8 protein-coding genes are annotated in these 14,410 nt (G+C 43.0%); 1 reads left to right on the forward strand and 7 read right to left on the reverse strand.

All coding sequences use genetic code 11. From position 1 onward, the window contains the following. Positions 1–368: 368 nt before the first annotated feature. Positions 369–1,397 carry a VPLPA-CTERM sorting domain-containing protein gene (locus tag UNITIG_RS01070; protein ID WP_101756710.1) on the reverse strand — a complete coding sequence of 343 codons (1,029 nt, stop codon included), beginning with the start codon at positions 1,395–1,397 and terminating at the stop codon, positions 369–371. Between the two features lie 753 nt (positions 1,398–2,150). Between UNITIG_RS01070 and UNITIG_RS01075 the strand changes: the two genes are divergently transcribed. After that, a complete protein-coding gene (locus UNITIG_RS01075; protein WP_159931017.1) occupies positions 2,151–4,313 on the forward strand; it encodes a TonB-dependent siderophore receptor in 2,163 nt (720 codons plus the stop codon). A 44-nt stretch (positions 4,314–4,357) separates the two neighbouring features. Here UNITIG_RS01075 and UNITIG_RS01080 read toward each other — a convergent pair whose 3' ends face one another. The 6 genes from UNITIG_RS01080 to UNITIG_RS01105 form a co-directional block, all read right to left on the reverse strand. After that, positions 4,358–6,505 carry a TonB-dependent receptor gene (locus UNITIG_RS01080; RefSeq protein WP_159931019.1) on the reverse strand — a complete coding sequence of 716 codons (2,148 nt, stop codon included), beginning with the start codon at positions 6,503–6,505 and terminating at the stop codon, positions 4,358–4,360. A gap of 22 nt (positions 6,506–6,527) precedes the next feature. Continuing rightward, the gene (locus UNITIG_RS01085; protein ID WP_101756713.1) at positions 6,528–9,299 is read right to left on the reverse strand and encodes a hybrid sensor histidine kinase/response regulator; all 2,772 of its coding nucleotides are present in this window, start codon (positions 9,297–9,299) and stop codon (positions 6,528–6,530) included. A 376-nt stretch (positions 9,300–9,675) separates the two neighbouring features. Further along, positions 9,676–10,821, reverse strand: coding sequence for a mechanosensitive ion channel domain-containing protein (locus UNITIG_RS01090; RefSeq protein ID WP_101756714.1), 1,146 nt, complete (start codon positions 10,819–10,821; stop codon positions 9,676–9,678). 55 nt (positions 10,822–10,876) lie between these two features. Beyond that, positions 10,877–11,353 carry an Lrp/AsnC ligand binding domain-containing protein gene (locus UNITIG_RS01095; protein WP_101756715.1) on the reverse strand — a complete coding sequence of 159 codons (477 nt, stop codon included), beginning with the start codon at positions 11,351–11,353 and terminating at the stop codon, positions 10,877–10,879. A gap of 166 nt (positions 11,354–11,519) precedes the next feature. Then, positions 11,520–12,857, reverse strand: coding sequence for an aminotransferase (locus UNITIG_RS01100; protein WP_101756716.1), 1,338 nt, complete (start codon positions 12,855–12,857; stop codon positions 11,520–11,522). Between the two features lie 40 nt (positions 12,858–12,897). Beyond that, entirely contained in the window at positions 12,898–14,358 is a 1,461-nt protein-coding gene (locus tag UNITIG_RS01105; protein WP_101757142.1) for an NAD-dependent succinate-semialdehyde dehydrogenase, read from the reverse strand. Between the last annotated feature and the right edge of the window lie 52 nt (positions 14,359–14,410).

Below are 14,410 nucleotides of genomic sequence, written 5' to 3' on the forward strand. Positions count from 1 at the left end.
TTAATTCTGATTGGGAGGGTTAATAATCAATTCAGTAGTAGAAAATATTCTTTAAGTTTATACAGGCTGTATTGGTGAATCCGGCGATAAAATAGAGTGTAAAGTTGATAGTTTTTCGATGGTGTATTTGATTTTTAGAGAGTAATCGGGGCGTGTTTTTGTGATCATGAATTTAAATTGGATGCCTATTGTATCGCTAGTGGTGGTCTTACACAACGGCATACTATAGGGGCAGGGTAAATACAGCACCTGTAAATTTTAATTGCCGGTGAGCGGCAGAGGTAGGTGGTGATGGCCTGACTATTCTATAGCTCCATCGACAGGCAAATAAATAAAAGGCTCTGCCGCCAGCAGAGCCTCATAAATATTTATTTATTGCGCTTTACTCCAATTAGTCCGACTAATGCTGAGCCAAATAACCAGGCCGCAGCAGGTATTGGTACAGCACTCGGCGCAATAGTAAAGCTATAAACATTATTTATTCCTGAGGAAAAATCTTCCCAAACTATTACTGTATTACCAAATTCATCAGTAGAAACGGTGATATCTTCAACCTTTGAACCATTTAAAAATGTAGAGCATGAATCGAGTGCGTTGGTAATTTGGCACTGAATATTTGAGGTGTACAATTTGCTTTCTTCTAAATCAATAGCCCAGTCAGCACTATATTCCATCGCCGCCGGAGAGTTGTCCTCTACCAGAGTAACTTCTCCGGAAATTATAGTTTCCCCGGTCAATACTCCTTCAGCCAGAGTGAATTCAATAGGTGTATCAGTGAAAATATTCGAAAATTTTGCACCAATCAGAGCAAAGCTGTTCCCATCCTGAACGGGGGGCATAACGACTGGAGGCTCGGGTTCAGGTTCGGGTTCAGGATCCGGTTGTGGTAGCTCTGTTCCTGAAAAGCCAAAAGTATGAACATTATTTATTGGATTTAGTTCATCATAGGTCGCTGAAAAACTATCACTGCTATTAAAATTTATATCAACACTTGTGGAAAAGCTGTTTATACCTGCGCCAAAAAGACCGGTGCATCCATTAAGTGCTGCACTGGCAAGTTGCGTGCAGGTACTATTCAATGTTTCTATTTGTCCTGTTGCCAGGTTGATAGTCCAGTCAGATGAATAATCAACACCTGCAGGAAAGCCGATACTGTCAGAGACTAGATTTACTTGACCGCTGTAGCTATTAAAACCATCAAAAACAAGTGCACCTGATGCATAAAAAGGCTCGCCACCACTACCCCCGAAGATATTTGTCAGGCTCCAGGTGTTTAGATAAATGGTGTCATTAGGAGGGGGTTCGCTGCTGGATTCATCGTGCCCGCTGGCTAATGCGTTAGAGGCTAGCGATGAAAAAATTACGAATGTTGTTAAAATTCTTATAAGAGGTAGCATTGCTAAATCCTTTTTAACTATTTTTATTGTTGTTTTGTATTGTCTACATAGTTTATTTATTAGTCAATACAGTTGAGGCGTTATCCTAAAAATTTTCACTGTTTTTTATTGTCTGCCCCACGGGAATTTTTTGTTTACATGTAAGGTAGTTTGGGCGTTTTTCGGCGGGCGTGACATAAGATAAAAGCGGCTGTCTATCATAATTGAAGTGTTGGGTATATCTTTTCGAGAGGCGAGTTAGAACACTTCAAGCTTGTGTTAAAAAATGCAGGATTATTTATAATAACATCGTTTCTGAGTGCGATTATTCTAGTAATAGAATATTTAGATAAATAAAATTTCCCGATAAAAATTAATACAGTAAAAATGGCATCCACTAGCTGATAAAAGCTGATCACTAGTGTATATAAATTTTTTATGCTTAACTTCATTGCAGTCGATTCAGATTGGGTGCCAGTTAGCCTATCCCGTTATAAATATTCTGCAGCCTGCGCTGCGGTAGTCGCTGTGGTAATAACGCCCCTTATATCTTATTTGAGCTTAGTTGATTGTACCCTTAGCTACAGTCGTGGTAGCAGCTAGTAGTGCTAAGTTGGTGCATATAGCTTTTTCTTGTCTAATTGATAATAAAAGGTGTGTATCCCCATATTTTTGACTAACCTTTTACTTAAGAAGCCTAATATAGGGGGATATCAATTGATGCATCATAGAATTCTTCTAAGCAATTACCTTTTACAGGTTTTTCGGCTGTTCATGCTGCTAGTTGGTTTTATTGGTGTTACTACCGCTGCGACCGATGAGTCCTTGGATATATACAGCTTGTCCCTGGAGGAGTTGAAAAAAATTAAAATTGCTGGCTCTGCAGTGCGCAAGCTCAGATTTGATCTCAGTCCCGCTACAGCTAACTCACTACAATTGGATGGGGCCAGTACCTCTGGGTCAATAGAAATACTCGATAGCAATACGATGGAAGCGCGCGGGTTAAAAACAGTCGTAGAAACGCTTGAGAATATGACTGGGGTGCTGTCCGGAGAGTCACCTTCTGAGCCGTATAGTTTCAGTATGCGTGGTTTCACTCGCTACTCGGTAAATGTGCTTTATGATGGTATTTCGATGGGCTTATCTATTCTGAATATGCGTCCCCAAAGTACATCTATGCTTGATCGGGTAGAAATTGTTAAAGGGCCTTCAGTGTTAGCTCATGGTCAAGGCGCAGCCGCTGGTACGGTAAATCTGATAGGTAAACAACCGAGTTTAAGCCAGCAGCACCATATTAATGAAGGGCTGATCTCTTATGGCACGCATGATACCTATTCTGTCAGTGCCGGTTTTACTGGCCCAATAAGTAACCTGGCGGCCTACCGTATTGATATAAATCAGAAAGCTTCCGATGGTTGGGTGGATGATACAGATTCTAAATCAACCAACGCCTACGTTAAGCTACTCTGGCGTCTGAAGCCTGAAGTTGATTTATCGTTTACGCTAAATTACCTTGACGATAATCTGCCAGCTTACTGGGGTACGCCGCTCATTCCAGCAGTAGATGTCAATAACCGTTTGGGCGGGGTGATTAAAACTGACGACAATAAAACATTAGAATCAGCTACTCGTTATAACAACTATAATGTTCATGATCATGTGATTGCCTCTAGTAGTTTATGGACCAGAGCCGACCTTACCTGGCGATTGTCAGATAGTGTTGAAGTAAATGGTACGTTGTATCACTTTAAAGCTGATCGCAACTGGAGGAATGCCGAGAGTTACATATACGATTCAGGTAGCGGGTTGATTGATCGGGATCGATTTCTGATTACACATGATCGTGATATCTGGGGTTTTCGCTCGGGATTGCTATTGCAAAATCAATTGCTGGGTTTGCCAAATCGGTTCTCCGTATTATTGGAGCATACCGATACTGATTTTGATCGAGAAGTTGGCTTTGATCTGGATACATTTTTTGTAGATCAAGTAGATTTTTTAAATCCTCTGCCCGGCACTTTCGGGAATGTCGATATTCGTAATGAATCTTTTGATACCCAAATTAGTGCGTTGGTTTTTGAAAACCGTACAGATCTCACTGAGCGTCTGCATTTGGATTTAGGTGCACGTTTGGAGCGTAATGCGATAGATAAAAAGCGTTATAATTTCTCCGGTACATTATCTGCGCGTCAATCGCTTGAAAAGGTCTTTCATCAACAAAGTTATAGGTTAGGGATGGTCTACGACTTTGCTGATCAGATATCCGGCTACGTACAATTTAGCGCTCAGCATGATCCTGTTGAGGCTGATTTAACCTTCGTATACGAAGCTTCAAACTTCAAACCATCGGATGTTACACAAAGCGAAATTGGTATTAAAGCTACGCTGGATAATGAGCGGGTGGAATTGTCATTAGCATTATTTGATATTGAGAAAGAAGCATTATCACAGCAGAATGGGCAGCAAATTCAAAAGAATATACAAAAATCAACAGGTTCCGAGTTTGCCATCCGGGCCAGTTTAACTGAGCGGATTAAAATTGGCGGCAGCATTGCTCATATCGATGCACGCTACGGATATTACTTTGATGCTGAAACTGGCGTTTTAGCCAGCAACAATACACCGGTTAATGTGCCTGAGACTATGGCCAATCTCTGGCTTAGCGTAGATAAAATTGCCGGTTTGTCATTGGAAGCGGGTGGAGGCATTCATTATGTATCTAGCCGCTATGCCAATTTAACGAATACTGCCACGCTTCAGGGTTACACACTGTTCAATCTTTTCACCGCTTATACTCTTGAAAATTATCGTTTTGCTTTACATGCTCGAAATCTTACTGATGAGATTTATGCTCAATGGAGTGATGTTAACTATTCTGATCAGGTGTTGTTAGGAGCGCCTCGAACTGTTGAATTCAGCGTACAGGCCAGATTTTAATAATGGTTAGAATATTTTTTTGGTTTGTTTCTACTGTTTTTCGATTAAAAATAGTAATCAAGTGTTACACCGTAAGTTCTGGGTGCACCTGGAATTGAGCTTCGAAAACCTTCCAGGCCTACTTGTGCAAGGTCATTTTCAAAAACAATATAGTCTTCATTAGTTATATTCTTGCCCCAGACACTAATCTGCCAGTGCTTGTCCGGGAGAGTCATGCTGGCTCTTAAATTGATTAAGGTGTGATTGTTGCCAGCTGCATTGGCATTGTTAGATGAACTGTAAAATATCTGGTCCTGATAGATTAAATCTGTGCGTAGTACTAGCGCTATGCCATTGCTCATATCGGCGTTATATTCTGCGCCAGCAGTGTAACTATGCTTCGGTGCGCGCTGTAATCGATTCCCGCTAAAGTCAGAGAGTTGGGTGATGTATTCATCATACGTCGCATCTAAGTACGCATAAGTAGCAAATAGTTCTAAACCGCTTACCGGTTGATAGTTAATATCCAGCTCTGCGCCTTTTGAGGTGGCGGTGGCGTTAACGATAAAGAAAGTTAAATCTGGCTGCGAGTCAAAAATTTGGATATCTTCATATTGAGTATGAAATATCACCAGATTCGTACGTAGACTGCGTTGTAACCAATGCAGTTTTACGCCTAGTTCCACTTGCTCTGATAGCTCAGGGTCTAAAGGTGTTTCAGCTTGCGCAGCAGTTGAGGCGAAAGCATTAAAAGCTCCCGATTTAAAACCTTCCGCGTACGATAGATAGACCATGCCCTGATCCCAGCCACTATAATCCAAGCTAAATTTTAATGAAGTGTTTGACCAGTCTTCCTCTGCATCCGCGCCTACTGTGAGTTGCTCGAAGCGTTTTTTTTCATCGGTATAACGCGCGCCTAAGGTGAGATTCCATTGATCTTCCGCCCCCAGAGCTTTGGTCAGCTGAGCAAAGACCGCTTTGCTAGTAGTTTCATTGCTAGCATCTGCCTGCCCGGCTAAGTATTCGCTGCGTTTAATATCATCGGCAAAATAATACAGCCCAATGGTCCAGTCCAGCCCCCACTCCTCCTGGTAGCGGTTCATGCGAAATTCTTGTGATCGCTGTTTAGAATGTTCTTCTGCGCTATTGGTGGCAAATTGTTCAAAAAATTCAGGAAAGCCCAGTGGTACAAACGGTGTGATATCAAAGGGGAGTAGGGGGTCAACAAATGTATAGTCATTATCGCGGTAGGCCGTGATAGATGTGAATTTTGTGTCATCTACTTCGTAATTGAGTTGTAAGCTGCTTCCTTTGGCGTCACGTTCCATTAAGCCATTGGTATAAGTGCTCGTTTTGGCATAATTGTTAAAATGCTCTGGCGTTGGAAAAAAGCTGGCTGGCCCCGGTTTGGCTGCTAAAGCGACACGCCCCGTACCGTTATTGTCATCCTTTGATTGATCCAGATTCCATTGCACGTCAATGTGTTCATTCGGTTTCCAGAGCAACGCGCCCCTGAATGTAGTGACATCAGCATTATTGACGTCGCCACCGATACGACTGTTTTCAATATAACCATCGCGCTGTGATTGTGAACCGGCGATCTTGCCCATGAGTTTGTCGTTTAGTGGGCCATTAAAATAAAAGCCTGCTTGTTGGAGGTTATAGTTACCTGTGGTTGCTGAAAGGCGGCCTTCGAATTCTGAACCGGGTTGGCGTGTCACCATAACGATAGCACCGCCGGCAACATTTTTACCCCATAGTGTCCCTTGTGGTCCTCGTAGCACTTCGATACGTTGCAGGTCGAATAATTGGGTGTCAAAACTACCTGGTCGTGAGATATACACATCGTCGATAAATATAGAAACTGATGGGTCATCTGCAACGTGCGAGTTATTAGTGCCAATGCCGCGAATATAGACGGCAGGGGTGGTTTTATTATATGAAGATAGTGCGAGCCCGGGGGTCATCTGCGCTATATTGGTAACACTGACAATGCTCGCATTCTCCAGCATTTTTTCACCAAACGCTGTTATTGCAATTGGTATATCGTTGATGCTTTCCATGCGTTTTTGTACCGTGACGACTATCTCTTCCAATGCCAGGCTTTCTGCCTGAATACGCGGTGAGTTTATACTTATCAAGGCGCTGATAAAAATAAGTGTTAATAAACTAGGTGTTGCTTGATTTAAAAACAATTGAAGCGTAGATCGCATGCACATTGCTTTCTCCAAAATGCTAATTTTTCATGTCAGAATTTGAGCTGATAAGTTTTAGAAAAACAGTATTTAATTCAGATTGGTTTACCGGTTTTGTTATGTAGTAGTTCATTCCTTTGGATAGTGCTCGTTCCTTAAACTCGTCAAGGGCATGTGCGCTTAAGCCTATAATAGGTATAGCTGGCTTAACTTGGTTTTTTATTTCGTGTTCTCGAATTTTTTCTGTGGCCGTATAGCCATCCATTACGGGCATTTCGCAATCCATTAGGATGGCGTCATACTTATCATCCTTTTTTTCAGCGGATTGTTGATACTTTTCTAATGCTAATTTTCCATTCTCGACTAGATCACAATCTATTCCCATATTACCTAGCAGGCTTTTAATAACCAGCTGGTTTATGGTGTTATCTTCCGCTATAAGAATCTTTATATTTTCAAATTGGGTGGGGCTATTGTCTTCGATGCTGGTATCTTCATCGTCTGAAAGCTCCAGATAAATGGCTTTTGCCATTGATGAAAATAAAATAGGTTTCATCAAGTGCTGTTGAATGCCTAGTTTTTTCATTTCTTTTGTATCAGGAATAATACTGCCGGCGCCAATAGAGATGATTTTTAAATTTTGGTTTTTAGACAGTTTTCGAAATTTCAGACAATATTCTAATCCATCGCCATCAGGTAATACGTTTTCCAGAAATATTAAGTCGTAATAGTGTGTGGATATCTTCTCTAGTGCTAGTGTGTTAGTAGCGGCAATATCTACATTGAAGCCCCAGGTTTGTAAGGTTTTTTGCATGGCTATACTAAATGATTGATGGTCATCAATGAGTAGTATCCCCATATTGTTAAACTGACTTAGTCGGTATTTTTTGTCAGCGGTAGGCGTGTTATTACCCACGGTCAGTGGTAATAGAAAACTGAAGGTAGAGCCTTTACCTAAGACGCTTTCCAGACGAATATTTCCTCCCATGGCTTCAACTAACTGTTTACTAATCGCCAGCCCTAGTCCGGTGCCGCCATATTTTCTTGAAATTGAATTGTCCGCTTGTCCGAAAGGCTGAAAGACCATTTTTTTGGTTTTATCGTCGATTCCCAGTCCGGTATCCTTGATCGAAAAACGAATGTAGTGAGCATCTCCCTGAAACTCTTCTTCTACCTCTAAAGAAATGTTACCTTGCTCGGTAAATTTAAACGCGTTGCTAAGTAGGTTTATCAGTACCTGCTTTATTTTTGATGGGTCGCCAATGAAATTGGCCGGCAGATTGGCAGAAATATTGGCCGAGAAGTCCACCGCTATATTTTTTTGTGATCCGGAAAAAATGGCTATACATTCGTCGATTAGACTTTCCAAATTGATCGATATTGACTCAATGCCGATGTTGCCTGACTCCAATTTTGAAAAGTCCAGGATGTCATTGATAATGGATAACAGCGATTTTCCTGATGTCTTAATGATATCTAGATATTGTTTTTGATTATAATCTAGCGGGGTTTCTTTCATTATTTCAACCATGCCGAGAACCCCATTCATTGGCGTTCTTATTTCGTGGCTCATGGCGGCTAAAAAACTGCTTTTAAACTCCGCTGTATGTTGTGCTAATTCAGCTTCTTTTTGTAATTTTTGGGCATCATTTTTCAGCCTATTCATACGCTGCCCTATGCTGATAAAAAATAAGCATACTGGCATAAGTAGAATGAAGCGGATAGACGATTCGCTTCGTGTTAAGTCGACGAAAAAAAATGCTAGCATTAAACTTTGCATAATCCCAAAATAGATTGCAAATTCCAGGGCGTATTTGTGGTTGTTGCGATATACGCGTAATCCAGAAGCTACGCATAAGATGGTAAGAGCAAGCGCTATCAGGGGGAAGATTGCGTAAATGCTGGATAGATCAAAAAACAGTGGCGAGAAACATATTATTACCCCTAATATAATAAAAGTAGAATGGATTTTTAGCCAGATGGGTTCATAGTTTTTTAAGTTCAAATAACTTACTGTGAAGACTGATAATGTCATTATGCTTAAGCCAGACAATGAGTAAAAGAGAGTGGTGGGGAATGCTCCAAGCCAATAATATGGCCAGATCAGATAGATATACCCGTCGCTGGCAGAAATTAGTAATGACCAGCTTGAGAGGAAAATCCCAAAAATAAGATATTGGATTTCCTTTACATAAAAAGAAAAAATCGCACTATAGAATATGAGGCCTAGTAAGACGCCATAAAATAGTAGTGCATTAATGTCTTGTTTTTTCTCGGCATGAAAATAGACAATAGGCTTAAATAAAACTGGATCTGATTTGATTATGTAGTGAGAGTTAATTCGCAGGTAGAGATCTATTGTGGATGCTGGCTTTATATCTAATGGAAAAGTAATAGAGATAGAGGCAAGCGGCCGTTGGCTGAAATCTTTACTGATACCGCCGATACCAGACTCCAGTACTGCTCCAGTGGTGTTTTCTACTAAAAAATACTCAACGTTTTCATTATGGATATACCCGGAGTCGAGAATCAATTTCACTCGCTCTGAGCTGTCATTATGTAACTGTGCTTTAATCCATATGCTGCCAGAACGGTGTCCAAATATGGGTGATGTCATGGGTTGAAATTGCTGGTTCTGAGCGTCCTGGATAGACCAGGCGGAATACTCGTCATACCCCACTTGGCTATAAGGTAGAAGAATTAATTCCTGAGTGTTTTGGTCAACAATTGCTGTTTGGTTTGCTAATAGCGCCGAAGGTAGGGCTAAAAGAAATAAAAAACAGCTTAGCACTAATCTGAGCTGGAATTTCATCGTTTTCCTTGAGTCGGTTGGCTGATAATCCAAGCGTTATAATATTGCCTAAAGGGGTCTGGTAATAATAGCAGCTATTGGGGTTTCTTCTTGATGCTTCAGTCTCGCAGTGGACAATTAATAATACTTCCTTGGAGCTGGCTTCAAGTCTGAGGGTTCCCGGGAAGTCGCTTATTCGATGCTGAATTGATTCAAATCTTGCATCCTTGAATTGCTCGTTTCCAAGACCGATAATTCCGGATTCCACTACATCGCCAAAAAACTTCCAGTAAACACCTGTACTCTCCCAGACTACAGTGCATGGTATTCTACTTCTCCCTTATGTTATTTTTCCTTTAATGGCTATATCGCAAAATAACGCTTTTGATTAGTGGTTTTAGCCTGTGGTTACAAGCTCAATCTTTTCTAAGCTAGGGGTCGCTAATTTAATCCCTGACATAACGGCTGATGTGTACACTGCTTCATTTACTTTTAAGCGGGTGCTGACGATGTGTTTGCGAATAGTCGAGGTGACCTTGGTGTTTGGTATGCGTTCAAGATAAATCCATAGCGTATATTCGAGTGCATAATCTCCGGCATTGGTTATCGCCCAGTCGAATACTTTGTTATTATTGATTTTGATAGCAGTGTTTTCCAGGCAATTCTCATAAGCTTTTTTGAACATGTTATCAATTTTTGTTTTAAACGCACTGAGGGCTTGCTCTCTTTCTTCTGCAGGTAAGTCTTCAATAGTTGGATAGCCAATATTAAAGGTGATAGATTGACGAACACCCTCAGTGCTGGCTATGCGGCTGAGGTTATCAATTTTACTTTGGATGAATCGGTTGTTTCTAATCAGTGTTCGATGGTTGTTTCTGACATCGTAAAGAATGATATAGATCAGTGAAACTTTGTTGATAATGTACTCATCTTTGTAGCCTTCAATAACGACTACGTCGCCGTCCTCCAGCATTTGGCTGTTTAAAATAATTAACCCGCTGATAATGTCGGGCGCCCAGATGCTGCTGGTAAAGGCGAGAAAAGCGGCGATGATACCGAATATCCCCGTCGTTTCCAGTAGACTGTTGGCGCCCCAGATAATAATAAGTGCGTAGATGGTAGAAAAAACGACAATGGCAAAAAACAGGATGTTGACGATGCGGGTACTGTAAGTATCAAGATAAAGTGTTTTATCGTCGATGGATTTTTCGTGACCGAAGCGCTTTCTTGAAAAGTAGGTAAATATTGAGTAGCTAAATAATGCTGAATATAAACTCAGAAGCGATAACCCAATATTGATAAAGTAGCTTTCGTAATCACTACTGACTCTGAGTACCAGGATGTCCAGAATTTGGGTGCCAAGAATCAGGATACTAATAAATTGAAAGGTTTTATTCTTTGAGTCTATATCCTGTCCGTGTTCGGTTATGTTAAGTACGGGTTTGGCTAAAAAGAATAATGCAAAATTGATAATAAATATGGTGAAGTGGGCGAGCCATTTTGAGGTGCTTAAAGAGGGAAGTAGCCATTCTAGCTCGGTCATGTTGTTTCCTGTTATTGTTAGTAGGTGGCAGGCTGGGCGGTGGCTTGATAGGTGATCAGTAAGGTACAGTGATGTTGAGTGTCTCTTTTACTTGTTCCATCACTACGTAACTAGTCGATTCTTGTACCCCTGGTAATGTTAACAAAGTTTCCCCTAATAATAAGCGGTAGGCGTTCATGTCCGCGACGCGAGCTTTGATCAGATAGTCAAAATTCCCCGACACCAAATAGCACTCCTGTACTTCATTCAGCGCGATAGCGGCTTGTTTAAACTCTTCGAAAATATCCTGTGCGGTTCTGGTTAGGCGGATTTGTACAAACACCACCAAGCCCGCTTCCAGAAACTCTGGATCCAGCAAAGCCGTGTAGCCCTGAATGATGCCTTCTTTTTCCATCTTCTTTACCCTTTCCATGCAAGGCGTGGTAGTAAGCCCAACCCTGCGCGCCAGCTCTGCATAGCTCATGCGGCCGTCTTTTTGTAGCTCACGGAGGATATTGCTGTCGATTTTGGAAAGCGGTTTATTTGGTTTCATTGACGATATACCAGAGTAATTAACCAGATTTTATATAGAAAATAGGCCATGAAGCTAGGCAAGTCTATTTTTAAGGTTATTTGATTGCAGGTATATCCATATTTTGCCGCGGATTAATCACACATTTTGCTGGCAGGTGTGGGCCTGCCAGCGAGAAGGGAGGCATTTATCTGGATGACGGTTGCATGTCCAGTGCGTCATTTAGAGCCAGGGTCAGCTTGCTGATAATCTCATCGATATTTTCGGTGGTGGTTATTAGAGGAGGGCAGAGTGCAATACTGGTGCCGGCGACTGGACGCACGATTAAGCCATGGTGCTGACAGCGTTGCGCAATATAGGCGGGTAGCGCAGTATCGGCCAGAGTGTTGTTGTTTTTATCAGAGACAAACTCCAATGCCGCAATTAAGCCCTTGCCGCGTACTTCACCCACTAGCGGGTGTTGAATAAGTGGCTGTAATTTTTTCTGCATGTAGTTGCCGACTGTTGCAGCGTGTTGAAAAAGATTTTCCCGTTGATATATCTCCAGAGTCTTCAGTGCTACTGCACATCCCACGGGGTGGCCGCTATAAGTATAGCCATGTCCAAAAATGCCCACCTTGGCGCTGGGTGCAATCATCGCTTCATACATATCGCCTTTAATCAGTGCTGCGCTGATCGGGTAATAGGCGGAAGATAATTGTTTGGCGAAGCTCATCATTGCTGGTTTTTTTATTCCCATAGTGGTGCAACCAAAATCATTACCGGTACGTCCGAAACCGGTTATGACTTCATCGGCCCAAAACAAAATATCGTATTTTTCCAGCACTGCTTGTACTTTTTGGTAGTAGCCTGCAGGCGGTACGATGACGCCACTGGCGCCAGTAATGGGCTCGGCAATAAAGGCGGCAATGGTTTCCGGGCCTTCCCGCAAAATAAGTTGTTCCAAATTATTTACAATGCGATCGACGAATGCAGCTTCACTTTCATTGTTTTGTTGGCCGCGGAAGTAGTGCGGGTGGTCGGTGCGTAAAATTCCCAGTGCTTCCAGTGGTGCATCAAAGTGGGTAAGGTTTGCAGCTAAACTGGTTAAGGAGCCGGCGGCTACAGTGACGCCGTGGTAGGCGCGTTCGCGGGTAATGATTTTTCGCTTCTCGGGCTTGCCGATCGCATTAAAATAATAGCGCAGCATTTTAATATGGGTGTCGTTAGCATCCGAGCCAGAATTGCCAAAAAAAACTTTGGCATTATCCATGGGTACCATGGCAGCAAGTTTGTCAGCCAAATCTATACCTGGCTGGTGTGATTTGCCGCCAAACATGTGGGTATAGGACATTTTTTCCAGTTGCCGGGTGGTGGTTTCGATGAGCTCCTTATTGCCATAGCCTAAGGAAGTACACCACAGGCCGGCCATACCTTCGATGTATTGTTTGCCGTTATTATCGTAGACATAAATGCCTTCGCCACGATCGATAATCATTTGTTCTGTTGCGGCTAAATTAGTAGTGGGGTAAATGACTGCGCTCATGTTGTGCTCCGAAATGACAAACTAAATACTGTTTAACAAATTATTGGTTGATGCCGCCCATGCAGAGATATTTTATCTCGACATAATCATCCAGTCCGTATTTGGAACCTTCGCGACCATTGCCCGATTCCTTGACGCCACCAAACGGCGCGACTTCAGTGGAGATAATACCTTCATTGATGCCGACAATACCGTACTCCAGTGCTTCCCCTACGCGCCACACGCGACCAATATCCCGCGAGTAAAAATAAGCGGCTAAACCTACTTCCGTATCATTGGCCATTGCAATGGCTTGTTGCTCGGTGCTGAATTTAAATAGCGGTGCCACCGGGCCAAAAATTTCTTCCCGAAACACCCGCATATCGGTAGATACATTAGTCAGTATAGTAGGCTCGACGTAACTGCCAGCTAAGTTTGAGCGACCACCTGTGACCAGCTTTGCGCCTTTGGCAATGGCGTCATCGATAAAATTACATACTGAGTCAGCGGCTTTCGAATCAATCAGCGGCCCCATAGTAGTTTGGTTATCAGTGCCATCGCCAAGTTTTAATTGGGCAACGGCGGCGGTCAGTTTTTCAGTGAAGGCATCGTAAACACCTTCTTGTATCAACATCCGATTGGCGCACACGCAGGTTTGACCGGCGTTGCGGTATTTGGACGCCATCGCACCGGCTACGGCCGCATCAAGGTCGGCGTCATCAAAAACAATGAAGGGCGCGTTGCCTCCTAGTTCCATTGATGTGCGTTTTACAGTTTGGGCGCATTGCGCCATTAAATGTTTTCCTACCGGGGTCGAGCCGGTGAAGGTAAGTTTTCTAATAACCGGGTTGCTGGTCAGCTCGTCACCAATTGCGCTGGTATTACCGGTGACAATATTGATAACCCCTGCCGGGAATCCTGCGCGCTCTGCCAATACCCCGAGGGCATAGGCGGATAATGGCGTGGCGTTGGCGGGTTTACACACCACGGTGCAACCTGCTGCTAAAGCGGGTCCGATTTTACGGCTGAGCATCGCGCTGGGGAAATTCCACGGGGTGATGCAGGCGACTACACCGATGCCTTGTTTGATCACCACGATGCGTTTGTCACCTTGGGGGGCGGGTATGGTGTCGCCGTATAGCCGTTTCCCTTCTTCCGCAAACCATTCGATAAAGCTGGCGCTATAGGCGATTTCAGCACGTGCTTCGGCTAACGGTTTACCTTGTTCAGCGGTGAGGATTTGGGCCAGGTCTTCCTGGTTTTCCAGCATTAAATTAAATAATTTACGTAACATTGCGGCGCGTTCTTTCGCCGTGAGTGCCAGCCAGGCCGGACGTGCGGCTTCAGCAGCAGCAATGGCGCGCCGGGTTTCCTCGCTACCGCAATAAGCTGCTGTATATACCAGCTCGCCAGTGGCCGGATTGTTAACCTCCAGTGTTTTACCGTCATCAGCGTTGACCCATTGGCCAGCGATATAGGCTTTATCTTGCAGCAAGCTCGGGTCATTCAGGCGTAGCGACATAATTATTTCTCGATTAATTGCAGTGTTGGTATGAATGGCGCTAAGCTTAGCG

It is taken from the genome of Oceanicoccus sp. KOV_DT_Chl, assembly GCF_900120175.1.
Classification (GTDB): Bacteria; Pseudomonadota; Gammaproteobacteria; order Pseudomonadales; family Dasaniaceae; genus Oceanicoccus.

Bases quoted from the DNA above. Each gene is read 5' to 3' on its own strand.
- UNITIG_RS01095 (WP_101756715.1), bottom strand. From the start codon at position 11,353: ATGAAACCAAATAAACCGCTTTCCAAAATCGACAGCAATATCCTCCGT.
- UNITIG_RS01100 (WP_101756716.1), bottom strand. From the start codon at position 12,857: ATGAGCGCAGTCATTTACCCCACTACTAATTTAGCCGCAACAGAACAA.
- UNITIG_RS01070 (WP_101756710.1), bottom strand. From the start codon at position 1,397: ATGCTACCTCTTATAAGAATTTTAACAACATTCGTAATTTTTTCATCG.
- UNITIG_RS01090 (WP_101756714.1), bottom strand. From the start codon at position 10,821: ATGACCGAGCTAGAATGGCTACTTCCCTCTTTAAGCACCTCAAAATGG.
- UNITIG_RS01085 (WP_101756713.1), bottom strand. From the start codon at position 9,299: ATGAAATTCCAGCTCAGATTAGTGCTAAGCTGTTTTTTATTTCTTTTA.
- UNITIG_RS01080 (WP_159931019.1), bottom strand. From the start codon at position 6,505: ATGCGATCTACGCTTCAATTGTTTTTAAATCAAGCAACACCTAGTTTA.
- UNITIG_RS01105 (WP_101757142.1), bottom strand. From the start codon at position 14,358: ATGTCGCTACGCCTGAATGACCCGAGCTTGCTGCAAGATAAAGCCTAT.
- UNITIG_RS01075 (WP_159931017.1), top strand. From the start codon at position 2,151: ATGCTGCTAGTTGGTTTTATTGGTGTTACTACCGCTGCGACCGATGAG.